The organism is Paenibacillus odorifer (genome assembly GCF_000758725.1).
In the GTDB taxonomy this organism is placed as follows: Bacteria; Bacillota; Bacilli; order Paenibacillales; family Paenibacillaceae; genus Paenibacillus_AQ; species Paenibacillus_AQ odorifer.
Window position 1 is genome coordinate 2,780,708 of record NZ_CP009428.1, and the last position, 25,628, is coordinate 2,806,335.

General features: G+C 46.0%; 23 protein-coding genes and 1 pseudogene. 19 read left to right on the top strand and 5 right to left on the bottom strand.

Annotation, left to right across the window (positions count from 1 at the left end):
- Window positions 1-200 precede the first annotated feature (200 nt).
- Window positions 201-800 (bottom strand): 30S ribosomal protein S4, encoded by a 600-nt coding sequence (gene rpsD / locus PODO_RS11875; RefSeq protein ID WP_036686147.1) that lies wholly within the window; start codon window positions 798-800, stop codon window positions 201-203.
- A gap of 400 nt (window positions 801-1,200) precedes the next feature.
- Between rpsD and PODO_RS11880 the strand changes: the two genes are divergently transcribed.
- The 6 genes from PODO_RS11880 to PODO_RS11900 all read left to right on the top strand — a co-directional run bounded on the left by PODO_RS11880 (window position 1,201) and on the right by PODO_RS11900 (window position 6,630).
- Window positions 1,201-3,204: a sensor domain-containing diguanylate cyclase gene (locus tag PODO_RS11880; RefSeq protein WP_038570281.1), complete on the top strand. Its 2,004-nt coding sequence runs from the start codon at window positions 1,201-1,203 to the stop codon at window positions 3,202-3,204.
- Window positions 3,205-3,483: 279 nt separating this feature from the next.
- Complete coding sequence (locus PODO_RS31695) at window positions 3,484-3,636, top strand: hypothetical protein (protein ID WP_170914251.1); 153 nt, start codon at window positions 3,484-3,486, stop codon at window positions 3,634-3,636.
- Between the two features lie 104 nt (window positions 3,637-3,740).
- Window positions 3,741-4,568 carry a hypothetical protein gene (locus tag PODO_RS11885; RefSeq protein WP_038570284.1) on the top strand — a complete coding sequence of 276 codons (828 nt, stop codon included), beginning with the start codon at window positions 3,741-3,743 and terminating at the stop codon, window positions 4,566-4,568.
- Window positions 4,569-4,663: 95 nt separating this feature from the next.
- A complete protein-coding gene (locus tag PODO_RS11890) occupies window positions 4,664-5,779 on the top strand; it encodes an aminopeptidase (protein ID WP_036686152.1) in 1,116 nt (371 codons plus the stop codon).
- Between the two features lie 106 nt (window positions 5,780-5,885).
- Window positions 5,886-6,131, top strand: coding sequence for an HPr family phosphocarrier protein (locus tag PODO_RS11895; RefSeq protein ID WP_036686154.1), 246 nt, complete (start codon window positions 5,886-5,888; stop codon window positions 6,129-6,131).
- A 202-nt stretch (window positions 6,132-6,333) separates the two neighbouring features.
- Window positions 6,334-6,630: an Fpa/YlaN family protein gene (locus PODO_RS11900; RefSeq protein ID WP_036686156.1), complete on the top strand. Its 297-nt coding sequence runs from the start codon at window positions 6,334-6,336 to the stop codon at window positions 6,628-6,630.
- Window positions 6,631-6,717: 87 nt separating this feature from the next.
- Here the strand turns inward: PODO_RS11900 and cax are convergent, their stop codons facing one another.
- Window positions 6,718-7,788, bottom strand: a complete 1,071-nt coding sequence (cax, locus tag PODO_RS11905) for a calcium/proton exchanger (protein ID WP_038570286.1) — start codon at window positions 7,786-7,788, stop codon at window positions 6,718-6,720.
- Window positions 7,789-7,942: 154 nt separating this feature from the next.
- Here cax and PODO_RS11910 point away from each other — a divergent pair, with 154 nt between their 5' ends.
- Window positions 7,943-8,308, top strand: a complete 366-nt coding sequence (locus PODO_RS11910) for an Asp23/Gls24 family envelope stress response protein (RefSeq protein ID WP_019911482.1) — start codon at window positions 7,943-7,945, stop codon at window positions 8,306-8,308.
- Window positions 8,309-8,396: 88 nt separating this feature from the next.
- Here the strand turns inward: PODO_RS11910 and ftsW are convergent, their stop codons facing one another.
- Window positions 8,397-9,638 (bottom strand): putative lipid II flippase FtsW, encoded by a 1,242-nt coding sequence (gene ftsW, locus PODO_RS11915; RefSeq protein WP_080742469.1) that lies wholly within the window; start codon window positions 9,636-9,638, stop codon window positions 8,397-8,399.
- Entirely contained in the window at window positions 9,635-9,982 is a 348-nt protein-coding gene (locus PODO_RS11920; RefSeq protein WP_036686159.1) for a YugN family protein, read from the bottom strand. Before PODO_RS11920 ends, ftsW begins: the two co-directional genes overlap by 4 nt.
- A 239-nt stretch (window positions 9,983-10,221) precedes the next feature.
- Between PODO_RS11920 and PODO_RS11925 the strand changes: the two genes are divergently transcribed.
- The 10 genes and pseudogenes from PODO_RS11925 (at window position 10,222) to PODO_RS31700 (ending at window position 19,522) form a co-directional block, all read left to right on the top strand.
- Complete coding sequence (locus tag PODO_RS11925; protein WP_038570290.1) at window positions 10,222-11,403, top strand: M20 family metallopeptidase; 1,182 nt, start codon at window positions 10,222-10,224, stop codon at window positions 11,401-11,403.
- 63 nt (window positions 11,404-11,466) lie between these two features.
- The gene (locus PODO_RS11930) at window positions 11,467-11,898 is read left to right on the top strand and encodes a CBS domain-containing protein (RefSeq protein WP_036686162.1); all 432 of its coding nucleotides are present in this window, start codon (window positions 11,467-11,469) and stop codon (window positions 11,896-11,898) included.
- 119 nt (window positions 11,899-12,017) lie between these two features.
- Window positions 12,018-13,730 (top strand): DNA repair helicase XPB, encoded by a 1,713-nt coding sequence (locus PODO_RS11935; protein ID WP_038570293.1) that lies wholly within the window; start codon window positions 12,018-12,020, stop codon window positions 13,728-13,730.
- Window positions 13,727-15,652 (top strand): helicase-associated domain-containing protein, encoded by a 1,926-nt coding sequence (locus PODO_RS11940; RefSeq protein ID WP_038570295.1) that lies wholly within the window; start codon window positions 13,727-13,729, stop codon window positions 15,650-15,652. The genes PODO_RS11935 and PODO_RS11940 overlap by 4 nt, the downstream gene beginning before the upstream one ends.
- Before the next feature lie 20 nt (window positions 15,653-15,672).
- Window positions 15,673-16,110, top strand: a complete 438-nt coding sequence (locus PODO_RS11945; RefSeq protein WP_036686168.1) for a YlbF/YmcA family competence regulator — start codon at window positions 15,673-15,675, stop codon at window positions 16,108-16,110.
- 40 nt (window positions 16,111-16,150) lie between these two features.
- A complete protein-coding gene (locus PODO_RS11950; protein ID WP_036686170.1) occupies window positions 16,151-16,414 on the top strand; it encodes a YlbG family protein in 264 nt (87 codons plus the stop codon).
- Between the two features lie 164 nt (window positions 16,415-16,578).
- Complete coding sequence (locus PODO_RS11955) at window positions 16,579-17,016, top strand: hypothetical protein (protein WP_036686574.1); 438 nt, start codon at window positions 16,579-16,581, stop codon at window positions 17,014-17,016.
- 170 nt (window positions 17,017-17,186) lie between these two features.
- Window positions 17,187-18,086 (top strand): selenium metabolism-associated LysR family transcriptional regulator, encoded by a 900-nt coding sequence (locus PODO_RS11960; RefSeq protein ID WP_038570298.1) that lies wholly within the window; start codon window positions 17,187-17,189, stop codon window positions 18,084-18,086.
- Between the two features lie 23 nt (window positions 18,087-18,109).
- Window positions 18,110-18,562: pseudogene (locus PODO_RS31880) on the top strand (GNAT family N-acetyltransferase); the annotation flags it as partial.
- 72 nt (window positions 18,563-18,634) lie between these two features.
- The gene (locus PODO_RS31700) at window positions 18,635-19,522 is read left to right on the top strand and encodes a PHP domain-containing protein (RefSeq protein ID WP_051491464.1); all 888 of its coding nucleotides are present in this window, start codon (window positions 18,635-18,637) and stop codon (window positions 19,520-19,522) included.
- An 87-nt stretch (window positions 19,523-19,609) separates the two neighbouring features.
- Here PODO_RS31700 and PODO_RS11970 read toward each other — a convergent pair whose 3' ends face one another.
- Window positions 19,610-21,499, bottom strand: a complete 1,890-nt coding sequence (locus PODO_RS11970) for an Rqc2 family fibronectin-binding protein (protein ID WP_038570301.1) — start codon at window positions 21,497-21,499, stop codon at window positions 19,610-19,612.
- Between the two features lie 290 nt (window positions 21,500-21,789).
- Here PODO_RS11970 and PODO_RS11975 point away from each other — a divergent pair, with 290 nt between their 5' ends.
- Window positions 21,790-24,609, top strand: coding sequence for a calcium-translocating P-type ATPase, SERCA-type (locus tag PODO_RS11975; protein ID WP_038570304.1), 2,820 nt, complete (start codon window positions 21,790-21,792; stop codon window positions 24,607-24,609).
- 137 nt (window positions 24,610-24,746) lie between these two features.
- Complete coding sequence (dapF, locus tag PODO_RS11980; protein WP_038570307.1) at window positions 24,747-25,583, top strand: diaminopimelate epimerase; 837 nt, start codon at window positions 24,747-24,749, stop codon at window positions 25,581-25,583.
- Window positions 25,584-25,628: the final 45 nt, after the last annotated feature.

Consider the following 25,628-nt stretch of genomic DNA (forward strand, 5'->3'; position numbering starts at 1 on the left):
GGCGTTTTTGAATGCGCTTCTACCTGATTCTCATGGTCTTAAGATTCGACTTTTGTGCAAAAATTATAAATAAAGTAATTTAGGGTATGATTTGCGAAAGCGTAATAGGCAACAAACGGCTTGGAATTTAGAATATAGACATAACAAAAAGCCCCCGGATTAATCCGGAGGCTTCGGTCATACCCGCTAAAAGCGAGATATTAACGGTTGTAGAACTCGACGATTTGTTTCTCATCGATATCCTGGGAAAGCTCGGAACGTTCTGGCAAACGGATATATTTACCTTCGAAAGATCCTTCAGCATATTCCAGGTAAGCTGGAAGGTGGTTACGGTTAGCAAGAGCTTCTTTGATGGAAGCCATGCCTTGGCTCTTCTCGCGAAGACCGATAACGTCGCCCAAGCTTACACGGTAAGAAGCGATGTCGACTTTTTTGCCGTTTACAGTTACGTGTCCGTGGGATACCAACTGACGTGCTCCAGCACGGGAGTTAGCAAATCCAAGACGGTAAACTAGGTTGTCCAAGCGGCTTTCAAGCAAGAACATGAAGTTTTCGCCCGCAAGACCTGGAAGTTTTTGTGCTTTAGCGAAGAGAGTACGGAATTGTTTCTCTCCCAAGCCGTACATGTGACGCAGTTTTTGTTTTTCCAAAAGCTGCATTCCGTAGTTACTTACTTTTCTGCGTTGGTTAGCGCCGTGTTGTCCTGGTGGGAAAGGGCGTTTCAGGTCTTTGCCTGTACCGCTAAGGGAAATGCCCAGACGGCGGCTGAGTTTGAATTTAGGTCCGGTGTAACGTGCCATGTTATAGTAGACTCCTTTATATTTGAAATTTCAGGTTAGGGCTCTATTTGCGCCGCATTTCGTATCCGTGATTAGCATTATTGGCTTCCACACTACCAGGGAAGTTCAGCCGCTGCCCTGGCAGTAACGAAATGCGTGAGGGTGACACAACGTTACGCCCAAGTAAGACTTGTTACAGTCTTGTTCAACAATAAATATTATATGAAAGTAGTATATAAAGTCAAGCGCATATTAAAAGAGTTTTTGTCATTCTTTGTCGTTAGTTCTTTGGTCCTAAAAAAAATCCCGGAAATAAGGAAAATATAATGCAATACACAAAGAAAGGGAGTAAAATATAGTTAATTAGATGTTAATTGGGAAGGTTTTTTTTCTTAATTGAGAAGCAAAGGGGATCTTCGTTATGTCAGAACAGAAAGCATACGCTTATAAAGACAGTCGTATGCTGATACAGGACAAATTGCACGCTAGTAGAGATTCCGAAGATCCCACCGCCTGGCTTAGGGAAACGGAAATAGTGTCCCATGACTTCCCATATTTGGCCAATCTGATTGCAGACAGCTTCGAGGAATGGATCGATGGGCTAGAGGCTCTACCGTTCGCTAAATCATGGGATTGGTGTGTACTGAATTTTGAAGGCAGATATTTTGCTAATATTGCCGATCAGCAAGAACGATGGAGGCACCAATGGGAGCAGGCGGCGGCAGCTAGTTTACTTTCCGGCACAACCTCATCTGTTCAACTGACGGTGCAAGGTCAGGATATGAGCTTTTTTACTATACCGCTCATCACTCGCGTTGACAAAGAAATTTTTGCTTGCCTGGGCTGTGCTATGCCGACACAACAATATTTAATGGGTGGACGAGATACTGCTGAGGCTATATCGTTGCAGTACCGGACCATTTTCTATCATAAGTTTGAACATATTTTTGTAACTGATCTTGCGAGTGTTCATCTACATGCTGAACGTGAGAGCAATCGCCGCTCCTTGTTATTTCAGATCGTTCAGCGGATGCATGACAATATTGATGTGAACGCCGTGCTTACGGAGGTTATAGATAGCATTTCTGCAATGTACCCTGGTGCCAGGCTTGAGCTGTTTATGTCGCAAGATCACCGCAGCACTCATCCGCAGGTCAAACCTTTACCGTTTCAGATGTCCAGTGATGATGTCTGCGCTAGAGCATTTAAAGACGGCCGTGTTGCTCTGAACACCAATACTGAAGATCAACACATTGTAGAAATTGGTCTTCCGCTAGGTGGCAAGCAGGGGGTTTATGGGGTATTCCACATGGTGATGGATAACTCAATCTTTATGGATGTAGATTTACGGTTTCTCTCGATGGTGGCAGATACCGCAGGTACTGCTTTTGAGAATGCCAAGCTGTATGAACGCTCCAATCAGCTCATTCGTGAGCTGCGTATGAGTAACGAACTTACACAGCGTCTGAATCAAAGCTTGCGCTTAGGAGATATTTTCCAATTTGCGTTTGAAGAGCTGCTTGAGATGTTTGGTGCAGACTACTGCTGTATTTTACATATGAACGAAGAAAAGGGCGGGCTAGAGGTTATAGCTTGCAATCATTCCTCCTTGCAAAATGAGATTTTAGAAGTAGGACAAGGTTTAGGCGGGAAGGTCTATACTACTGGGGAATCATTAATCATGTCTAACTACATAGATAATCCTAATACTACTTCTCGTTTAATGAATGCTACCGGGTCGCAGTCGCTGATTGCCACACCTTTAAGTGTAGGTGGTGAAGTGCGTGGTGCCATCATGTTGGCGCATCGCGATGCCCATTATTTCTCTTATGACAATTACAGATTGCTTCAGGCGATGGCGGGGCATATTGGACTTGCTGTAGGGAACGCAAGGCTGCATGCCGAAGTTAGACGTCTAGCGAACAGAGATAGCCTAACTGGACTTTATGCTCGTCATTATCTGGACGAAGAAATAAAGGAACGGCAGTCTACAGATTTTTGCGGTTGCTTAATCGTTGTGGATATCGATCAGTTCAAGATGGTGAATGATACCTATGGTCATCAAAAGGGTGACAAGATTTTAAAAGAGGTCAGTGAAATTGTGAAGTCCTCCATCCGACAAGGTGATATTGCTGCGAGGTGGGGCGGAGAAGAACTGTCGGTCTATTTACCATTAATGGGAGTAGAACAGGCAGTAAATGTGGCTGAGCGTATTCGCAAGCGGGTGATGAACGAAACCGAACCTAATGTAACAGTGTCCTGCGGTATAGCAGAATGGAGCTGGATGGACGAACGTGTAAGCGTGGAATCCCTGTTCTATCGAGCGGATATGGCACTGTATAAAGCTAAGAACAATGGGCGTAACCAGGTGATCGTTGACACTAAAGAGAATGGCAGTGGTGTGAAGGGATTGCCTCATAAGTAAAAAAAGATAGCAGAGCAGCGGTTCTCCCCTTATTGGAGAGTCGCTGCTTTTTGTTTTGGCAGATGGCTGGCTGCTTCGACTATGTATCTATCATCCTGCTGCGATGCATCGGACTCAGATGACGTTATTTGCGTGATTTTAGCTTTTTAAGCATGTTTTCGGACTCCGGAGACGCTATTCCTTAATAAGAGGGGCATATCGGACGCATTTCGGATCAATAGCTGCAATGGAGTCCGTTGGCATACGAAATATCGCAAAATACTGTAATTAAGGTCAGCTGTGTCCGAAAGCGACAACGGTGCGGCGACTGGCAGCGGTAACTTCGTGAGTCTGAAGGTGGTATGTACTGACATTCGAAAGCAAGCGACGAACGCGCATAAGTTAGAGCAATGTATGGAAAACGATAGCAGCAACGTATTTGCATCTGTATAAGGCGCGCAGGAAGGGAGAACCCTATAGTGGGCTGTAAAGTAAAATACTCCAAGAAAGGCCTGATGACCGTGAGAAAGTCATTGTTACTAAAGGGGTTAGTTCTTATGATTTTTACCTTGTCCTGCGTGTTCAACAGCGGTTGCAGCGTTATTAGAGACAAACCAGCCAAGAAAGATCTAAGTTTGGTGTTAGCGGGTATAACGGGCAGCGATGGGGTTACTTTTAAAGGGTCAACCATGCTTACAAAAGGTGGAAAGACCGTTCCGGAATCCATGATATTTTACGAAGGCACAGTACAGGACCATAAGAAGGTCAATCTGTATACACTGCTTCCTGATAAATCCTCATCCACAAAAAAAGCAGCTAATAGCGCTAAAGATTTAAAAAGCGGCATCACTTCTATGAAAGCTCTCCATAGTCAGCTAGAGAAAAAAGAGGGGGAATGGGTAGCGTTGACCACTGAAGGTTCATCTGAGGACGGAAATCCGCTTGCTTTGCTTAATCCGTTAAAACAGCTGGAGGAGCTGCAATCCATGGAGGCTAATGTGACTGAAGATGCGGGTGCAGGCAGAGGGACAAATGTGCTGCGGATCGAGCTGACGCCTGCTGAGGCCAGAAAGCAACTGACTGCTGAATTAGAAAAAGAGATGCAAGACCTTCGACCTGAAACACCTGATTCGGCTGGGAAAATAACAAAGAACGATCAGGCGGTTACGCAAGCTTTAGTGGAACTGTGGGAGAAGAAAAATAATGAATTACAGCAAAAGCTGAAACAAGCTAATGTTGAGACTGTCTACCATTTAACCGTTGATACAAAACATAATCTGCCGAGAAAGCTCACCTTAAATCGTAAGGTTACCTACTTGGAAGCGGGGAATAATTCTGATAATGAAACTTATGTATCACAGGTGAATTTTTCAGGCTTTCGTTGATTTTCACATTATCCTACAGGTCTTGCGCTCCATACAGGGCGTGCTACAATAGAAAAGCTTGCTTATTTTTTAGACAGAGGAAGGAAGAATACACAATGAAAGATCCCAGAATTCAAAAGCTGGCGGCTAACCTAGTCGGTTATTCCGTAAATGTCCAGCCAGGCGAGAACGTGCTCGTCGAAATGATTGGCAATGAAAGAGATTTAATTAAAGCAGTTGTAGAGGAAATCGGCAAGGCCGGCGGTCATGCTTTTGTACAATTAACAGATCGTACAGTCCTGCGCAGCATGCTTAAATACGCAACTCGTGAGAGTCTTCAGACATGGGCTGAAATTGACTTGAACCGGATGAAGCAAATGGATTGTTATATCGGGATTCGTGCAGGTGAGAATGTGAATGACCTGTCTGATGTTCCTGAAGAAAATATGAAATTGTATAACTCGTTGTACTCTCATCCAGTGCATAGCGAACAACGTGTGAAGCATACGAAGTGGGTAGTACTGCGTTATCCGAATGCGAGCATGGCTCAGCTTGCGAATATTAGCACTGAAGCGTTTGAGGACTTTTATTTCGAAGTGTGTAATTTGGATTACGCCAAGATGGACAAGGCTCAGGATGCTTTAGCTGATCTCATGCGCAGAACGGATAAGGTACATATTTTGAGTGCTGGGACAGATCTTAAGTTCTCGATTAAAGGAATCGGTGCAGAGAAATGCTCCGGGCAAAAAAATATTCCGGATGGCGAGGTTTACAGCGCCCCAGTTCGCGATTCTGTAAATGGAACGATCAGCTATAATGCACCGTCAGTATATAATGGAGTGACCTTTGAAAATATCAAATTCAAATTCGAGAACGGAAAAATTGTTGAAGCCACCAGCAATGACTCCGCCCGTTTGAACGAGATTTTGAATTCAGATGACGGCGCACGTCATATTGGCGAATTCGCTATCGGGTTTAACCCTTACATTCTTCACCCGATGAATGATATTCTTTTTGACGAAAAAATCGCAGGCAGCCTGCACTTTACGCCAGGACAAGCATATGATGTTACAGATAACGGTAACCGCTCCTCCATTCACTGGGATCTTGTGTTGATCCAACGTCCAGATTATGGCGGCGGAGAAATTTATTTTGACGATGTATTGATCCGTAAGGATGGAATTTTTGTGTTGCCGGAACTCGAAGGTCTGAATCCTGAAAACTTGAAATAAAATGTAATAACAAGAAAACTCCTTGCACAAGTAAGCGGATTCAATGTATCATAAGAAATGATAACAAAAGACTAAAGTTTTATAATCAAGTTGCGGAGGGATTTCTATGTCCAGTAACAATGCGGCAATTGTCGATATTGCCCAAACGGCAGGCCAGTTCAACTCTTCAATCGTTCTTCAAGCGGACAACAAGTACATTGATGTTAAAAGTATCCTTGGTTTGTTCACTACTTTGGTATCCAGCCAAAGCTATGAGCTTCATGTTCATGGGGCAGATGCTGAAGAAGCTAAGAAGGCAATGACTGAAGTGTTTGCAAAACACGGTTTGAAATTCACAGTTGTTGCTGAGTAATAGTCGTGCTAAAAACGTCCTACCGGTTTTCGGTGGGGCGTTTTTTCTAGAAGTAGATATGAAACTTGATAGGATAACGCAGCAGGTTCTTTTAAATATATGGTTAGTATAAACTGAATTGTTGTATTGATACCGGATTTCGTCTAATATTAAGTAAAATAGTAAAAGCAGCTTAACTTTTGGACATGGGGGGGATAGAGGCATGACTTCATCGGAATTACAGGAACAGTATAATCTTAAAGCAATCAATCTTCTACAAGAAGATGCCGATAAAATTCAGCAACTTATAGAAGTGCAGATGGAGAATCTGGCAACACGCTACTGCCCTCTCTATGAGGAAGTGCTGGATACCCAGATGTACGGTTTCTCCAGAGAAGTGGATTTTGCGGTTAGAGCAGGTTTGGTCCCAGAAATTACTGGTAAGATGGTACTAAGTAAGCTGGAGCGTAACTTAGCAGTACTCTACGAGGCTTTGAACAACAAAGCGAAAGAAGAATAAATATCGGTTTCTTAAGTATTTATAGAAGCGCACATGAGGACGAATCGCTCATGTGCGCTTTTTGTTGTGTACAATGGTTAATAATAATTATACGAGATAGAAGGAGACTCCTAAAATCAGGTAAACAGTTAATAACAAGAGGCCCTCATACCAGTTAGTCGAGCCGTCCTGGGTAATTGATTTGGCAATAAAGACGGCTACACCGATGGCGACAATCTCAATGGTCGTAAAAACAATGTCCATTGTATCACCCATGAAATAACTGGCGAAGATTAGGACAGGTGCTACGAACAGGGCGATTTGGAGACTGCTTCCAACTGCAATTTCTACGGCTGCACCGATTTTGTTCTTCATGGCCAGCATAATGGCTGCACTATGCTCTGCGGCATTACCGATGATGGCTACGAGGAACGCACCTACAAACAGCTCGCTGAATCCGAAACGTTCTGTTAAAGTCTCTAACGTCCCTACCAGCCACTCACTCACGAAGGCTACCATTACGGTGGCAAGCACTAGATAAAGGATGGATTTGTTTCTGGACCATGCAGGGGCATGCTCATGGGCTAACTCTTCTTTACCCTCTTCTGTAACGTCCTCTAGATGTTTCTTATGCGTGATCATGGAGAAGATTAGCCAAGCAATGTACGAAGCGATGAGCAGTCCGGCAACGATTAAACTGAGCACATCTGTATCCTTCTCCGTAATAGAGTGGGTGGTAAAGAACATAGCGGGAACAAATAAGGCAATGACGGCAACGATCATCAAGGAGCCATTCATTCCGGCAAGGGTTACGTTAAAGTTCTGAACTTTGAACTTCATCCCGCCGGCGAAAATACTCAATCCTAGAACAAGCAACAGGTTGCCGATAATAGAACCGGTAAGACTGGCTTTGACCATGTCGAACAATCCTTCCTTGACCAGGAAGAAGGCAATGATTAGCTCAGCAGCATTGCCGAAGGTGGCGTTAAGGAAGCCGCCCAGTCGCTGTCCGGCATAATGAGCTACACTTTCAGTAGCCCGGCCGAGAAATCCAGCCACAAACACCACAGCGATTGCTGAGAGAATGAACTGCAGGGTATGATCCCAATCGGCATAATGGCCGATTGCACTAAGGATAAAGGTGATACCCATCAGTGATGGTGAAATCCATTTTTTCAATGTAAAGGACACTCCTATCTATGTATTTAGATTGAATTCATAATCAATATACCCAAATTGTTCCTAGGTGTAAACGAGAAAGCGATAAAGTGATTTGCTTTTTAGCCTGTTTTGGAATTACAATAATTGATAATGAGTGTAGGGGGGATATGGCATGGCAGAACAACTTCAACTGGAAATGGGAAATATACGAATTTCAAATGACGTCGTCTCAAAAATTGCCGGTTTGGCTGCCTTGGAGACTCCGGGAATTGCAGCCATGTCTGGTGGCCTGTCAGAAGGCTGGGCGAAACGTCTAAGCGGTAAGAACGTTCAGAAGGGCGTTACCGTTGAAGTAGGACAGCTGGAAGCAGCAGTAGATCTACGAATTATCGTTCTCTATGAAACACCGATCCACGAAGTGTGCCGGATGCTTCAGCAGAACGTACGTGAAGCTGTGGAGAGCATGACTGGACTTCATATTGTTGAGGTAAATGTCAAAGTTGAAGGCGTAGCTTTCAAGAATGATGAAATCTCTTAAAAAACTTGTACACAAAAAAGCAGTCCAAGGTTAATTCCCTGGGCTGCTTTTTTATGTGTATATCCCCTAACCTCCGGCTTTATAAATCTTACCGGGAACGAACCTGTCTAACCGTTGTTACAGATTTCGTTACTTCCTCTTTGGCAGGAAGGTTGGTTTCTCTTGAGATGCTTAGCATAATTCCCATGCACAGCATGCTGACAAGGAGTGAAGAGCCCCCGTAGCTGATAAACGGCAAGGTAACGCCGGTAAGAGGGATTGTATTGGTTACACCGCCGATATTGACAAAGGCCTGAATGGCTATGAGGCCCATAATCCCAATTCCGACGAGCGTACCAAAGGGATCCTTACACCTTAAAGCGATTAGAATACCCCGCCAGATAAAATACAGATATAACATCAAAAATATGGAGGTCCCTAGAAAGCCGAACTCTTCACCAATTACGGGGAAGATAAAGTCCGTATAAGGGTATTTTAGATAGTCCAGCTTTTGAATGCTTTTGCCGAAGCCGGAACCACTTACTCCACCTTGGCCAAGAGCGGTTAAGGATTGAATAATGTTATAACCATCACCCTCAGCAACCTGATAAGGATCTAAAAAGGCAACGATACGACCTTTTCTATAATCCTGAGTGTCAGTGGCTTTATCGGATGGAGATAAGGAATCAATCGCTGCTTTGGCGCCTATAACTAGTCCTACACCCAGCACTAGCAGTGCTATAGAGCCCAGAATATGCTTCATGCTGGCACCACCGGCATAAATAACAAGTCCGCTGGTAGCTACGAGAATGAGGCAAGAACCTAAATCCGGTTGCATCATTATAAGTCCGGCAACAATACCCACGATAACCATTACAGGGATATATCCTGTACGGAAATCTCTAAACCGTTCACCTTTTTTGGTGATGAGTGCTGAGATATACAGGATAATCGATATTTTGGCTAATTCGGTGGGTTGAATTCCAAGTTTCCCGATACTAAGCCAGCTCTTGGCACCATTAATTTTTTCAGAGAAGGCTACCACGAGCAGAAGAATAACGGTGATGATAAAAATAGGTACATACCACTTCTTAAACTTACTGTAGTGAATGTTCATAGCTATAAACATAACAACGGTTCCGAGTACGATCCAGATCACTTGGCGTTTAATGAAATATAGAGGGTCATTACCGAACTTCGAGCTTGCTAATGTTAAGCTTGAGCTAGCACTGAAGACCATGACTAGACCGAAACCCACAAGTAGTAGTGTTAAGATAAGTAGTTGGAAATCGGGTGTTCCTCTTTTGGGCAGGCTGACATTTTGTTTCGTCGTTCCCTTTCTGTTACTCAAGCCTCTAACAGCTGCTTTAATTCAAGAATCCGCTTAGCAGCAGTGTCCAATACTGGTTTTGGCACCGGAGATTCATATTCCAGGCCATGAGGGAAGGTTGCTTTTCCTAAGTATACGGCTTCAATTGCAAGTACGGCATCAGACTTCTCTAGCTTTCCCTCGACAGCGCGAGTGTTAATGCGTAGGAAGTATTCGCCACCATCCTGTGGGTCTTCAATTTTGCAGTCGTAAGTGGCACGATAGTATTCCCATTGCCAGCGGATGAAGCCAGCTTTTGTGGCACTCTCGTCCAGATAGAGAAGATCACTCTTCAATCCTACGAGGCCCGTGTTCTCAAAAATCATAGCACGCATATCCCCCTTATGAAGTATAATGATGAATTTCTGATCCGATTGCTGATGTTCTACCTCATGATAGTATGTTTCTAAAGGTTGTGCAAGAGTAGGCAGTGCCTAACAATACCCAGTTTTTTGCGTTTCTGCTACAATAAAAGAATTATAGTCGTTCGCGGCTGGAACAAAGTGAACAGGACTGCTATCGCTTGCTATGGATGCGGGTTTATCGAGAAGGGGATGGAGAACTTATGAAGAGCTTAGCGGTTGATTCGCTCATGCCGGAGATCGTGGAATGGAGACGCCATTTGCATCGTCATCCGGAGTTGTCTTTTCATGAAAAGGAAACGTCAGCATTTATAGCAGATAAGTTAGCCAAATTCGGAATTGAAGTCAGAAAAAGCGGGACAGGGTATGGTGTGCTTGGTATATTACGGGGGAAGCGGCCGGGGAAAACCGTTGTTCTTCGCGCGGATATGGACGCCCTACCTATTAAAGAGGAGAACAAGAAGGATTACGTTTCGCAAAATGAAGGGGTAATGCATGCCTGTGGACATGATGGCCACACTTCCATACTGCTCGGTGTAGCCTCTTACTACAGCAGTCGGCTTGAGGAGCTGGAAGGGGAGCTGCGTTTTCTTTTTCAGCCCGCAGAGGAAGTATGCCCAGGAGGGGCGCAGGGGATGATCGCCGAAGGCATGTTAGAAGGAGCGGATGCGGTGTATGGTCTGCATCTGTGGACTCCATTGCCTATGGGAACTGTAGGGAGTGCTCCGGGACCGTTGATGGCGTCTGCGGACGAGTTTTTTATAGATATCATTGGCAAAGGCGGACACGGCGGCATGCCGAACCGTACCATTGATAGCATCGTGGCGGGAGCGGCGCTGGTGACCCAGCTCCAGAGCATTGTAAGCCGCTCTGTGAACCCGCTGGAGCCTGCTGTACTCAGTGTAGGAACCATTCAAGGGGGATTCGCCCAGAATGTCATTGCCGAGCAATGCCGGATCACAGGGACAGTGCGGGCATTCGACGAGGAGACACGGCATTTGATACGCCAGCGAATCGAAGAAATGAGCGTTTCTATTGCCAGCGCTTACGGGGCAGAAGCTAAGATAGATTACGTAATGGGATATCCTCCCCTCGTAAATCACGATGGTGAAGTTCAGCGGTTTTTCGAGGTGGCCTCAGCGGCTTTAGGAGAATCTGTTGAGGTGATTCGGATGGAAAAGCTGATGCCAGCTGAGGATTTTGCCTATTATGTTAAGGAGATTCCAGGCTGCTTTATGTTTGTGGGTGCAGGAAATCCGGATAAAGAGGCTGACTATCCACATCACCATAGCAAATTTGATTTTGACGAAGATGCCATGCTGCACGGAATGAAGCTGCTCATTGCTATGGCGAATTCCTGTATGCGTGAGAACACAATCGTATAATTTCGTTTCATAGAGGAGAACCTATTCCCATAACATGGAGATCATGATTAGGAGGGTTCATTCTTGAAGACAGTGAAAGAGGTTATGACGAAGGAGCCTGCAACGGTTACGCTGCAAGATAATGTGTATGAAGTTGCCGTGAAAATGCGAGATTATGACACTGGATTTATACCTGTTGTTGATAATGAAGAACATAAGACACTGATCGGCGTAATTACTGACCGCGATCTCGTGATTAGAGGTTATGCGGCTAAACATCCTGGTTCAACCTCAGTGGAAACTGTAATGAGTAAAGAGATTCAGACCGTCTCGGAGAATACTTCAGTAGATGAGGCTGCAGAGTTAATGGCTGGCTGGCAAATCCGCAGGCTGGCGGTGACACGTGACCAGAAGCTGGTGGGCGTAGTGTCGATTGGAGATCTGGCTGTGCGCGACATTTTTGCGGATGAAGCTGGTGAAGCACTCCATGATATTTCGCAGCAGCATTTACATTAAATAGTCAGATAGGGAAGCTCATGACCGTTATGCGGGGATGGGCTTTTTCCTGTTATATGAAAATAAACAAAATTACATAGCGCAAGCTTAAATTACATGAACACTAGGGAGGAAAAACTATGAATGGATCAGGAGCTTGCATCGTGCGCAGGGACCGGACAATTTTACTGGAATGTGCTCATCCGGATTTTGAGGTGGCAAGGAAAAAGCTAGGGACCTTCGCGGAGCTGATAAAAAGTCCTCCTGCTTACCATACCTACCGAATTACCCCGTTATCTCTTTGGAATGCGGCTGCGCTTAATTATACTGCTGAGGAGATTATCACTAACCTGCATCACCTTGCACGCTGGGGTGTTCCCACAGGACTGGAGGAGGAAATCGAAACTCTTTTGTCCAGATATGGAAAGCTGACTCTTCATGGCCAAGAGACTCGGAATGAGGTCGTTATGTTAAGAGCGGATGCTCCTGAGCTTTTGGATGAATTGAGTGATGAACAAGGTCTAAAAGCGTTGGGTCTACTGAGAATAAATCCTCTGGAATGCTCGTGTCCTGCGGAGAATAGAGGGCTTTTGAAACAAGAGCTGATGAGATTGGGTTATCCAGTTCTCGACTACGCCGGATATCATGAAGGACAAGCGCTTAGCTTGACCTGGAAGGAGAATCTCGATGCCTGCAAGGCTGATACGGCAAACGATTCATTTGGCTTACGTGAATACCAGCAGGAGGCCGTTCAGCTGTTTCAAGGGACAGAAGGACAAGGGGGAAGCGGTGTGGTGGTGCTGCCTTGTGGCGCAGGAAAGACAATTGTAGGAGTAGCAGTACTTGAAAGTCTCCAATGTGAAACCTTAATTTTAACTTCAAATACAACATCCGTAAGGCAATGGATGGATGAATTGCTGGAGCGAACAGATTTGGCCGGGGAAGCAGTGGGTGAATATTCCGGTGAAAAAAGAGAAGTGCGGCCAGTTACCATTGCCACCTATCAAATATTAACCCATCGTTCGTCCAAAGACGGTCCGTTTCTCCATATGAAGCTGTTTAACGAACGCAATTGGGGCTTGATTATATATGATGAGGTTCACCTGCTTCCAGCGCCTGTATTTCGGGCTACAGCAGACATTCAAGCTACACGTCGACTGGGGCTAACAGCCACTTTGGTTAGAGAAGACGGGAAGGAAGGGGATGTGTTCTCTTTAATCGGACCGAAACGCTACGATCTGCCTTGGAAGGAGCTGGAGCAGCAGGGCTGGATCGCTGAAGTGGAATGTGTAGAGATCATTGTGCCCATGAATCCGGAGCTTAAACAAGAATATATGTACGCGGCGGCAAAAGAAAAATTTCGTATGGCTTCATGCAATCCTGCCAAAGCTGAGATTGTAGCCAAGCTTCTAAAGGTCCATGCAGGCTCTTCGGTACTGGTTATTGGACAATATCTCGACCAGTTAAGTGAACTGGCTGACAGGATCGGGGCACCTTTAATTACCGGCAAAACGAAGCAGCGTGAAAGAGACGAGCTATATGCGGCTTTTAACGAGGGAGATATACAGGTACTGGTGGTGTCGAAAGTAGCGAATTTCGCGGTGAATTTACCTGACGCGTCGATTGCTATTGAAGTCTCGGGAGCTTATGGATCACGGCAGGAGGAAGCTCAGCGACTAGGTCGAATCCTCCGTCCAAAAGCGGGAGAGAATAAAGCCTATTTTTATACACTGGTATCTGAAGATAGCCGGGAACAGGATTTCGCTTTGCGCCGCCGGATGTTTTTGACTGAGCAGGGTTATGAATATGTCGTTAAAAAGATACCGAGTGGAGAGGAGCGAACCATTCATTGAACCAGCTATCAACAGAAGCATTAGAGGTCTTAAAGCGGTTATGTGCAGCTTATGCTGCCCAGCCGTTTGAAGAAGGGAAAGAAGAACGATTGCGCCCTGTGGCGCTTTGTCGTGCTGAGCAAAAGCTTGCAATGAACGAATTGCGCCGCGAGGGGCTGTTAACTGCAAGGCATAAAATTTTGGGCGAAAAGCTGTATCAGATTCCTGTTGATCAGCTGCCGGCAATTGAACAAGAATTTTTCCCGTATCAGCCGCAATACGTTGCCGGGCATTTAGTGAGTCTTACCATGGAGGCGGGGGCCGGACTGGCGATAGATCTGTTTCGGGCTTTGCTGTTCACCGCTTGGGAAGGATTGCCGCTGACAGCCAAGGGGATTATTCATAAAAAGCATCTAAACCGCTTAGCGGCGCAGCTCTCTTTTGGCGAGGAGCATTTGCAATGGCTCTCCGTGGGTTCTCTTTTAGAGGAACAGAAAACTCTTTCTGTCATTGCGACGGTGGATATCCTGCTGTGTCTTGGACTTATTCGCAGGCAGAGCGCCGGGTACACGCTTGATATGGAGCTATTGGATCGTTGGCTGCAGCTTCCTGAAGCGACGATGAGTGACATTCTCTATGGAATTGTAATTAATCGCTGCGGATGCGTGGGACCTGCCGATCAACATTTTCGTTATATAATCTCAAATGCAGATTTTATCCCCGGGAAATGGATAATGCTGCCCGCGCTATTAGACTGGATGATGGATGCTAATCTCACAGGTACCGTTGCCCGTAATGAGCTTGAACAATCAAGCTTGAACTGGTTACGTTGTTTAACAGGCTTTGGCTGGTGCGAGCTGGGAGAAACCGCTGAGGGTATGTTGTGTTTTTGCTGGACCGCTGCTAAGCCAATGTTATCTGCTGAGAGGGGATCATTCGCTGCTGTTGGGTCTGGAGATACACAGGAACAGTTTATTGTGCAGCCGGATTTCGAGGTGCTGGTTCCACCGGAGGTCCCCTATTCTGTACGATGGACACTGGCGGGCTTCGCTGAGCTCCAGCAAAGTGATACGATATGGAGCTTCCGGCTGACGAAAGAGAGGTTGGAACTTGCAGCTGAGCGTGGAATGTCACCGGATGACATCATCTCATGGATAAGTGAGCATGCACTAGGAGGACTTCCTTCGGTGGTTCAAATGTCTCTTGAGCAATGGGCAAAAAGCATTGGCCGTACCTCACTCTCCCAAGTAATTATTTTGACCTGTCAGACGGAAGCAGATGGAGCTGCTATCGCAGCTCACCCGCGTTTACAGGAGAACCTTGAACGTATCGGTCCTTTACATTTCATAGTGGACCCGCAATGTATGGAACAGATACGAAAAGAGCTGTACTCCGCGGGGTTAGCGCCTTCCAGAATCATTGGAGGACAGGTAGAGGAAACAAACCTAGGGTGGTGTTTGTTTCCTCATGAAACAGGAAACCCCGAAGCAATGTATGTTCTTCCAGAGCTGAATGTAGAACTAGGATTGCTGTCCAAAGGGAATCCTTTTCTTAACCTGCCGGTTATTGCTCCTGAACAGGAGGAAGAGATTCTCTTCGGTGGAGAAAATGTACCGCAGATCTGGAGCAAAGAATGGCGGCATTATCATAGCTCGACTGCACAAAAGGTGATGGAGCAAGGGTTAAGATGGGGAGTCAAGGTGCGTTTTGCACTAAAGGATCAGATGTTAGATTTTATCCCTTCACGCATAAGTGGGAATCCATGGAGAGTTTCCGGACAACTGCTCTTTCATGATGGTGAAACGGTTGAAGATATAGAGCTCACTCCGGAAGACTGGAAGGAAATGAAGTTAGTTATTCCCAATGGACGAAGAAATTCCTCTTCTGCTCAAGCGAGTGATTATGGTATGATAGAAAAGTCTACTGAATCGGTAGATCATTAACGAAGAAAAGAGCTGAGTTCATGAGCGTAGCTGAAATAAATACGGTCGATATGGCTGAAGTACTGACATACGCCTATGAATTAGGCGATATGATTAATCAATCCGCCGAGGTGTCGGATTACTTATACTGGAAAGGGCGGGTTGATACGAACCCCGAAATTCAGGCCATGGTCAAACGACTTCAGACTAAGAAGGAGCTGTTTGAAGAAACACAGCGTTTCGGACATTTCCACCCGAATTATCATTCAGCAAAGGATGAGGTTTCGGCAGTAGAAGCGGAACTGGAGCAGTTCGAAGAAGTTGTTCGTTTCAAGCTGGCAGAGAAGACCCTTGACGACATTCTGCATTCCATGTCGGAAGCGATTGCTTTTTCAGTATCAGATAGCATTAAAGTACCAAGTAATGATCCTTCCCCTAAAGGTGGATGCGGCAGCGGGGGAAAATGCTCCTGCGGATAAGCTTCCCTTAGGATTTAGAGAGAGAAAGGCGGTTTAGCTTATGTTTGCGGAACGGACAGGATACATCATTTGGGTAAGTGACGTTAAAGCGGCACGTAACCTTGAGAAATACGGAACATTACATTATGTTTCTCGGAAAATGCATTATGCAGTTATGTATGTAAATGCAGAACGGGCCGAGGAAGTTATGAAGAATGTCCGCAGACTCTCCTATGTACGAAAGATTGAAAGATCTTATCGTAACGAAATTAAGACAGAGTATACTAGTAATGGACCGGACAAGTCCCGTAATTACAGTATGTGATTCCAGGAGATAAACAGGCGCTTAAACAACGCCTGTTTTTTTTATGCTTATTTACAAAAAAAAGCCATTACTCTCAAGGGGAGAAACTTGTACAAGTTTCGGCAATGAGGTAAGATGACAACATTAAGTGCATACTAAGACCCTTATGGTGGAGTGTGATGATGATGCGCAACAAGGGGATGGATTGGCCCAGCACTTATGAGCCCTTCCACATCATGCTGAACGATTACAGGGTCGCCGACATCGTTATAACAAATCATGCGAAGAGCCGTTATATGGACCGCATCAGCAATGGTGCAAGCAATGCCGAAGAGGTCGCTGCATGGATGTGGCAGTGCCTAATGCAGAATCGGATCAAGCCCTTTTCAAGCAGTGATTATAACGCATATTTAATTGACGATGACTCTGTAGTAATCGCTGAGTTTACGGAATTGACAGGTGAGAGAGATCTCTCAGGCCAGCCATTATATTCTATGATCATCGTTTCGTTTCTTGGTAGAATCTCGGTGATGCCACAGCTGAGAGATTTAAAGACCTATTTTTCACTGCTGCGTAATTCTCACCGTACAAAGCTGTCGAAGAAGAAGCGAAGACGCAAATAGTCTATAAAGAAACGGGCAAGAGGCATGCGGCGAGTCTGCATGTCCTTTTTGAAAATATAAGAATTTATATACTGCACAATTATAATATTCTTAGATTTCTACGGGAAACGACTGTCGTCTTTAAAGGACGGCAACGACGTTTCTTCTTGTAATATAAGGAGTTGCGAAGCATGAACTTTCACCAGCTGCATATTTTTTATACGGTCTCCGAGCGGGGAAGCTTCTCGGCGGCGGCGCAGACTTTACATATGACTCAACCAGCTGTGACCATGCAGGTACAGGCGCTGGAGGATTATTTTGGCACCAAATTGTTTAATCGTTCCACCAAAAAAATCGTACTCTCTGAGGCAGGGCACACTCTAATGCCATACGCGCTACGCAGTATTCAGCTGATGCGAGAGACGGATCAAGCCATGTCAGCATTCACACATATGCTGGAAGGGAGATTGCAGCTTGGGGCGAGTCTTACGATAGGAGAATACGTGCTGCCACGTCTGTTAGGCCCTTTCGGAAAGCAATATCCAAACATTTCAATTATGATGAAAGTGATGAACACCTCGCAAATTATGGAGGAAATTCTCAAGCATCAACTGAATTTTGGTTTAATTGAAGCCCCGGTCACACATCCGGACATGGAGATCGAGCCCGTGATGGGGGATGAGCTGAAGTTGATCGTGCCATATGATCATCCACTTGCGGAGCAGCAAGAGGTTACCTTGGAGCAAGTGCTTCAGCATCCTTTTGTATTGCGGGAGCAGGGCTCAGGAACGCGGCGTGTGATGGAAGAGCAGCTGTTCTCCAAGGGACTTGATCCGGGAACAATGAAGATCGTGATGGAGCTTGGAAGTACGGGAGCTGTGAAATCAGCGGTGGAAGCAGGTCTTGGCATAACGATCATATCGACCTCTTCGGTTAAGCATGAAGTTGCGCTTGGACTGTTGAAAATTGTGAATATCTCCGATGCCTCTTTTAAAAGACAATTCTACGCCATTCATTTAAAATCAACATTGCTGCCAATTTCTGCAGTAACCTTCCTGACTTATTTGCGTGAGCATTCGAATGAAATCTGATAGTTAAAGCGGGGGATATCACAATGTCAATTGTTCTACGTGGAGAAAAGCTAGTATTGCGCGATATTACAGAGGCTGATTTTCAGAAGCTTTATTATCACTATCATGAAGCTGAAGACCGTGAACACTTGAAATGGGATGGTCCTTATAAATCTTTGGCACATCAAAGATTCGAAAAGTTTACCGAGGACTACATAGGTCATTTGGCGTTAGTTGAGACGGAAACCCCGCGTAACCTGTTGATCATAGAAATAGACGGCAAGGTAAAGGGGAAAGTAGGACGCTACTGGATATCGCAAGAAACCAACTGGATGGAGATTGGTATAGTAATCTTTGATTCTAGTTATTGGTCAGGTGGTTACGGTACGGAAGCGTTTAAGATGTGGATAGATTATTTATTTAATTCTCTTGATACAGTCCGTCTTGGAATAGGCACCTGGTCAGGGAATAAAAGAATGATCGGGTTGGCAGCGAAATGTGGCATGGTGGAGGAAGCTCGCGTCCGTAAAGCACGAATCGTGCGAGGAGAATACTACGATGCCATAAAAATGGGGATTCTGCGGGAAGAGTGGGAGAATGCAGGCAACCTACCTGCGAAGGATGTATGCGACCTCCATACCCATACTCAAGCCTCTGACGGCATGCAGCCACCAGCGGAGAATGTACGACTTGCTAAGGAGAAGGGGCTAAGCGCTGTTGCCATTACGGATCATGATACAGTGGCTGGCGTGAAGGAAGCCTGTGAAGCAGGGGATAAGTACGGAATAACCGTTGTGCCTGGTGTAGAGATCAGTACGCGTGCTGGTGGCAAAGACATTCATGTGCTGGGCTATTATGTTGATCCTGAGAATGAACAATTTCTCTCACGTTTGGAAGGGCTAAGAGATACCCGGGCACTTAGAAATGAAGCGATAATTACCAAGCTGCAAGACCTTGGTATTGCGATTACCTTGGAACAGGTTATAGCGGGGATCGGGCGGGAATTGAAGCCTGATGAAAGCATCGGCCGGCCACATATTGCCGACGAGCTGGTTCGGCTTGGGGCAGCTACCGATATGAGAGATGCCTTCAACAAGTATTTGGCCGAGGGTGCAGCGGCCTATGTGTCACCTCCTAGAATCACACCGGAGGAAGCTTGCGAGTGGATCATTGAGGCAGGAGGGTCTCCAGTATTAGCCCATCCGGGTTTGTACGGGGATGACCTTCTGGTGCGAGATATTCTGGAGCAAGGCGCTTTTAAAGGGATTGAGGTCTATCACTCTGATCATGGACCTGCGGAAGAAGAACGTTATCAAGTTATGGCTGAGGATTATAATCTGTTAATAACCGGAGGTTCTGACTTTCATGGTGCCCGTCAAGGCGTGATTTTTCACGGGGATATCGGCAGTGTTACGGTTTCTACAGAAGTACTGAAGTATTTAAACAAAAAGGCATGAAATTAGTCAATTTGCGGAGCGAATCATAAAAACCTCCAGCTTTAGATGTTCAACATCTGCAGCTGGAGGTTTCTTTATATCTAGTATTTAGCTTCTCAAAGTATTTGGAAGACTCTTAATTCTTTCCTCATTGGGTGTGACGAACAGTGTCTTTTGATGATCATAGATTACAAATCCCGGCTTGGAACCGCTTGGTTTACGTACATAGCGGATCAATGTACAGTCCACAGGCACACTGCTGGACTGTTTGGCTTGGCTGAAATAAGCGGCAAGCTGAGCGGCTTCTTCCAGCGTTGCATCTCCAAATTGCTCACTTCGGATGACCACGTGTGATCCGGGGATGTCCTTGGTATGCAGCCAAGTATCATTCGGAGAAGCCAGTCGATTGGTGACGTATTCGTTCTGCAAATTATTTTTGCCGACATAAATATCGATTCCTTCTGAAGAGGTGAAGACCTGTAATGTGGGTCTGGTGGCCTTTTTCTTCTTTTTGCCCTTTTTGCTCCGGTCTCGCAGATAACCTTGGCTTACAAGCTCGTCGCGGATCTCCTCAATATCGTTGAGGGAAGCGTGGGCAAGTTGCTGCAGCAGACTCTCCATATACAGAATTTCCTCATGCGTCTTCAAAAGCTGTTCATTAATGACAAGCAGGCTGTTTTTATATTTGTTGTATTTTTTGAAATAACGTTGTGCATTGTCCGAAGGATTTAATAACGGATCGAGCGGAACCACCATTTCCGCCTGATTTTCATCATAATAATTGACCAAGGAGACTTCTTTATCCCCTTTGGATACCGCGTGTAATGAAGCGAAAAGCAACTCACCCCAAATGCGGTAACGATCCGCATCCTGAGCTTCGTCGAGATCCTTCTGCAAATTAGCGAGTTTCTTAACGTTTTTGCTCCGTTCATTGCTGAGGAAGCGGATCAAATCACTCACCCGTTGCTTTACAGTATCGCGCTCGGCTTTATCCCCGTAATAATCCTCCATACATTCACTGATGGAGTTGTAATGTTTCGCACTCTCACCCAGAAGTGTTAAGGGGATCGCAGAAAAAATCATCTTACCTTTTGCGTTTGCACCTGCAACAGGAGAAAATTCGTTATCGCGTACGGATCCCATTACAGAATGGAAGGCAACCCATAATTGTGTCGGAAATGCTGCTTCGGATTCTGTGACTTCGCCTTTATCCAGGGTGTTTCTCAGACGAAGAGCAATTTCACCAGCAATCAGTGGGCTCATTCCGCTGAAAGCATGTACCATCCAGCCCACGGGGTCAGCTGAGGGAGAAGGACCGCCAGAGCCGTCAGGTTTTTGCTCTACTGCATCTTTTGTGATCAGATTAGCAAGCTCACCCTCAATGATTTCTTCTGGCTCAGTCTCCTCCTCAACATCCTCTATCAGTGCAGCTTCTTCAGCAGCCGAGATTAAATTGAGAAATTGCTCCTGACCAATCTCCAAAGGGTTCAGCTTATGTTGCTGTGGCGGCTCTGTATAGGCGATGCCGGGCATCACAATCCGATAGCTGCTGATCGATGGAGTTACATGATGAATGCCGTCTATGATCGTTCCAGAGCTGAGATCAGTAAGAATGATGTTACTGTGTCGACCCATGAGTTCTATGATGATCTTTTTGGCAAAGACGTCACCAAGCTCATCTCTAGTCTTGACGTTTATGTGAATAATTCGTTCCATACCTACCTGCGTAATACTTTCAATGGTCCCTCCCTCACAATGCTTCCGCATAAGCATGCAGAACATGGGTGCTTCCGAAGGATTAATGCTGTTTCTTTCGGTAAAATGCACCCGAGGATACGTTGGATTAGCAGAGAGCAGCAGCTTGCCGCCGCCACCTGCGCCGCGCAGGTTAAAAATTAAATCGTGATTGTTCGGTTGATATATTTTTCCTATACGTGCACCTATGAATGATTGCAATTCGTGCACGATAGCTCGGGTAACAATGCCGTCTAATGCCATGATAAAGCTCTCCTGTCGCCGTGAAATGAATTTCTTAAATATAAGAAAGTAAAAGTTTCACACAATACTTATATCTTATATTTCTCGCTCAAACGCTTACCTGTCCTTATAAGGACGCCGAAGACGTCTATGCTCACCTCTCTATGATGCCATACTTTAGGACATTCGCGCAAAAGGGGAATTGGATAGGGGTGATATTATTGGACGACCTTGAATACATTTGTCATGAACAGGTGGAAAAGCTGTGCGCCGCCGGAAGTAAAGAAACGACCGGGAGGGAAAGAAAAGTCATGGAACAAAACAGTTGGCACCGTCTCGGTGCAGAAGAGCTGCAGAAAATGTTCAATGTCCAGCCAAGGACGGGCCTCAGTGATGAGGAAGCCGCGGAGAGACGAAAGGAGAACGGGTACAACGAGCTGTCGGAAGGAAAGACAGTATCTCCGTTTACCCTGCTGTTGAACCAGTTCAAGGATTTCATGGTGCTTGTGCTCATGGGTGCAACGCTTGTATCCGGGTTGCTAGGCGAATACTTGGATGCCATCACGATCATCGCGATTATCCTACTGAATGGAGCGCTTGGATTTGTTCAGGAGTTTCGCGCCGAACGTTCGCTAAGAGCTTTAAAGCAACTCTCCGCACCTTCTGCCAAAGTGCTACGTGGAGGGAATAGCGAGATTATCCCAGCCAAGATGTTGGTGCCAGGTGATATTGTCTTGCTGGAGAGTGGAGATCGGATTCCTGCCGATGTACGTTGGTTGGAATGCAGTGCTCTATATGTGGAAGAATCCGCACTTACTGGGGAATCATTGCCTGTCTCGAAGCATTCGGAAGCGATCCGTGCAGAAGAGATTCCGCTTGGTGATCAGAAGAATTTAGGCTTCATGGGCACTATGGTGACCAGAGGAACAGGGCGAGCTGTTGTAATCCGTACCGGTATGAACACGGAAATGGGTAAGATAGCGGATCTAATCCAAAATACGGATTCTCAGGAAACACCTTTACAGCATCGGCTTGAGCAGCTAGGAAAGATTCTGATCTACGTATCTCTGGGATTGACAATTGTAGTTGTGGTAGCAGGTATTCTGCATGGACAGCCTGCCACCTCCATGTTCTTAGCTGGTGTGAGCTTGGCAGTTGCCGCGATTCCGGAAGGTCTCCCCGCTATTGTAACTATTGCGCTTGCGCTAGGCGTGCAGCGGATGATCAAACGCAAGGCTATCGTTCGTAAATTGCCGTCAGTGGAAACGTTGGGCTGTGCCTCGGTAATCTGTTCAGACAAGACAGGAACATTAACGCAAAATAAAATGACGGTGACCCGATTATGGACGGGTGGACGTGGTCTTGAGGTAACAGGTGAAGGGTATGCTCCAAATGGACAGGTTCTGGAGAAAGGCAAAGCAGTGGATCTAAAACATGATCAAAGCTTACGGCGGATGTTGCAGGTTGGCGCATTATGCAGCAACGCGGAAATTATTGAGACCTTCCAGTCTGAAGTGCGGGGCAAACGAAAAGGGAAGGATAAGGATGCTGTTCTTGAAAAGTCTGCAGACAACACTTCCGTTTGGGAACTGAAGGGCGACCCGACAGAAGGAGCGCTCGTGGCACTGTCAGGAAAGATGGGACTGACCGCTCAGACGCTTGCCGTAACCTACACTCGTGAACAGGAATTTCCGTTTGATTCTGAGCGGAAGCTGATGTCTGTGATCGTAGGCCATCCGGGAGGACGGATGGTATGTACCAAAGGTGCGCCCGATGTATTGCTGAATCGCTGCGCATATATGCTTTGGGAGGGCGGTGTTGTGCCTTGTACGCCAACTTTGCGGCAGAAGGTGCTTGATGCCAATGAGCAAATGGCTTCAGGAGCCCTTCGTGTGCTAGGTATGGCTTACCGGGATATGCGTCCAAATGAACATGTGAATAGTGAAAAGGATGCGGAGAATCAATTAGTCTTTATTGGCTTGGCAGGAATGATCGATCCGCCACGTCGTGAAGTCCGCGATGCCATCAGTGTCACACGCCGGGCAGGGATTAAGACGGTTATGATTACTGGTGATCATGGAACAACTGCCGAGGCAATTGCTCACCAGCTGGGAATTCTGCAGCGTGGTGGAACGGTGCTGACAGGCGCTCAGTTAACCCGGATGGATGATGATGAGCTGGATAAGATATCGGACAATGTGTTTGTATTCGCCCGCGTATCTCCAGAACATAAGCTTCGGATCGTTAAATCTCTACAACGTCACGGTCACGTAGTGGCTATGACCGGAGATGGAGTGAACGACGCTCCAGCCATTAAGGCTGCAGATATCGGGATATCCATGGGGATCACAGGTACAGATGTGACCAAGGAAGCATCGTCACTTGTTCTCGGGGATGATAACTTCTCAACGATTGTTGCTGCCATCGAAGAAGGCAGAAATATCTATGAGAATATTCGTAAATTCATTCGTTATCTGTTGGCATCCAATGTGGGAGAGATTCTGACTATGTTTTTTGCCATGATGCTGGGTCTGCCTTTACCACTCGTTCCGATCCAAATTCTTTGGGTCAATCTAGTGACGGACGGACTGCCAGCGATGGCACTTGGAGTGGATCAGCCCGAGAAGGATTTGATGGAGCATAAACCTCGTGGTGCGAAAGAAAATATTTTTGCCCGCCGCTTAGGCTGGAAAATTATAAGCCGTGGATTCTTGATTGGTTTATGTACGCTAGGAGCATTTTGGCTAACCTTACGTATAACACCAGAGAATCCTGCACAATTGATTCGGGCACAGTCCGTTGCTTTTGCAACACTAGTTATGGCACAGTTGATCCATGTTTTCGATTGCCGCAGTTCGCGTTCAGTGTTCCACCGCAATCCGTTCCAGAATAAGTATCTAGTGCTTGCCGTGTTGTCATCAGTCTTACTGATGCTGGCCGTAATGTACGTGCCTGTGCTCCAGCCTGTCTTCAAAACAGTGCCGCTCAATTTCCGCGAATGGTGTCTGGTGTTTGTAACAGCGGGGATCCCGACCTTCTTGATGGGTGCCGGCAGTGTTTGGGGTGGCAAACGTAATCGTGGACGCAGCGGCAGTAATCCGATGATAAAAAGTACAAAAATTTCAGCATAAAGTCAATACTAATGCTCCATTCCTAAAGGTATACTTGTTGCAGTTAACCGCTCATATGCTTGCGAAATGCTCAATTACACAGAACTTTAAGCTTAAGCGAATGCTAACATAACATAACCTTTAGGAGTGGACTTTTAATGGAATTCACAAAAATGCACGGCCTCGGTAATGACTTCATCGTTGTTTTCGGCGAGCAAGAGCTGCCAAGTAATGCAGCGGAGCTTGCTGTAACCCTATGCAACCGGTTCTTTGGAATCGGTGCTGACGGACTGGTATATATCCTGCCTTCTGAGCGTGGCGATTTCAAGATGCGTATTATGAATTCTGATGGTTCGGAGGCGGAGCAGTGCGGAAATGCCATTCGCTGTGTCTCTAAATATGTATATGACCACGGACTGGTAAGCTCAGAGCAGATTGTAATAGAAACGATTGGTGCCGGAGAACAAAAGGTTACTTTAAACGTGAAAGACGGTGTTGTGGAGACTGTAACCGTAGATATGGGCGAACCTGTATTGTCCGGTCTGCAAATTCCAGTATCTATTGATGCAGAGCCAGTGCTCGCTCAGCCGATTGAAGCGGACGGAACCGAATTTAAGTTCACAGCGGTATCCATGGGAAATCCTCATTGCGTGATTTACGTAGAAGATGCAGTGAATTTTGATCTTGCCACATGGGGACCTAAGCTTGAGGTACATCCTTTGTTCCCGAGAAAAGTAAACGTTGAATTCGCAACGGTACTGGATCGGGGCAGAGTGGATATGCGTGTCTGGGAACGTGGGGCAGGACCTACGCTTGCCTGTGGCACTGGAGCCTGTGCAACCCTTGTCTCCTCTGTACTGAATGATCTTACAGACCGGGCAGCTTGGATTAGTCTAAAGGGCGGCGATCTCTATATTGAATGGAATGAAGAGGATAATCATGTGTATATGACTGGACCTGCTGAGGTCGTATTCACGGGCAGTGTAGCAATATAGAAAAATAATAAAAAGGCAGTCCAAGAGCACATTCTTGGACTGCCT

What these genes read in the sequence shown, in the direction of transcription:
- PODO_RS11880 (WP_038570281.1), top strand. Translation starts at nt 1,201, where the DNA reads ATGTCAGAACAGAAAGCATACGCTTATAAAGACAGTCGTATGCTGATA.
- PODO_RS31700 (WP_051491464.1), top strand. Translation starts at nt 18,635, where the DNA reads ATGGGGATTCTGCGGGAAGAGTGGGAGAATGCAGGCAACCTACCTGCG.
- PODO_RS11960 (WP_038570298.1), top strand. Translation starts at nt 17,187, where the DNA reads ATGAACTTTCACCAGCTGCATATTTTTTATACGGTCTCCGAGCGGGGA.
- PODO_RS11910 (WP_019911482.1), top strand. Translation starts at nt 7,943, where the DNA reads ATGGCAGAACAACTTCAACTGGAAATGGGAAATATACGAATTTCAAAT.
- PODO_RS11890 (WP_036686152.1), top strand. Translation starts at nt 4,664, where the DNA reads ATGAAAGATCCCAGAATTCAAAAGCTGGCGGCTAACCTAGTCGGTTAT.
- PODO_RS11885 (WP_038570284.1), top strand. Translation starts at nt 3,741, where the DNA reads ATGATTTTTACCTTGTCCTGCGTGTTCAACAGCGGTTGCAGCGTTATT.
- PODO_RS11895 (WP_036686154.1), top strand. Translation starts at nt 5,886, where the DNA reads ATGTCCAGTAACAATGCGGCAATTGTCGATATTGCCCAAACGGCAGGC.
- PODO_RS11975 (WP_038570304.1), top strand. Translation starts at nt 21,790, where the DNA reads ATGGAACAAAACAGTTGGCACCGTCTCGGTGCAGAAGAGCTGCAGAAA.
- PODO_RS11935 (WP_038570293.1), top strand. Translation starts at nt 12,018, where the DNA reads ATGAATGGATCAGGAGCTTGCATCGTGCGCAGGGACCGGACAATTTTA.
- dapF (WP_038570307.1), top strand. Translation starts at nt 24,747, where the DNA reads ATGGAATTCACAAAAATGCACGGCCTCGGTAATGACTTCATCGTTGTT.
- PODO_RS11970 (WP_038570301.1), bottom strand. Translation starts at nt 21,499, where the DNA reads ATGGCATTAGACGGCATTGTTACCCGAGCTATCGTGCACGAATTGCAA.
- PODO_RS11900 (WP_036686156.1), top strand. Translation starts at nt 6,334, where the DNA reads ATGACTTCATCGGAATTACAGGAACAGTATAATCTTAAAGCAATCAAT.
- PODO_RS11945 (WP_036686168.1), top strand. Translation starts at nt 15,673, where the DNA reads ATGAGCGTAGCTGAAATAAATACGGTCGATATGGCTGAAGTACTGACA.
- PODO_RS11955 (WP_036686574.1), top strand. Translation starts at nt 16,579, where the DNA reads ATGCGCAACAAGGGGATGGATTGGCCCAGCACTTATGAGCCCTTCCAC.
- rpsD (WP_036686147.1), bottom strand. Translation starts at nt 800, where the DNA reads ATGGCACGTTACACCGGACCTAAATTCAAACTCAGCCGCCGTCTGGGC.
- PODO_RS11925 (WP_038570290.1), top strand. Translation starts at nt 10,222, where the DNA reads ATGAAGAGCTTAGCGGTTGATTCGCTCATGCCGGAGATCGTGGAATGG.
- PODO_RS11920 (WP_036686159.1), bottom strand. Translation starts at nt 9,982, where the DNA reads ATGATTTTTGAGAACACGGGCCTCGTAGGATTGAAGAGTGATCTTCTC.
- PODO_RS11950 (WP_036686170.1), top strand. Translation starts at nt 16,151, where the DNA reads ATGTTTGCGGAACGGACAGGATACATCATTTGGGTAAGTGACGTTAAA.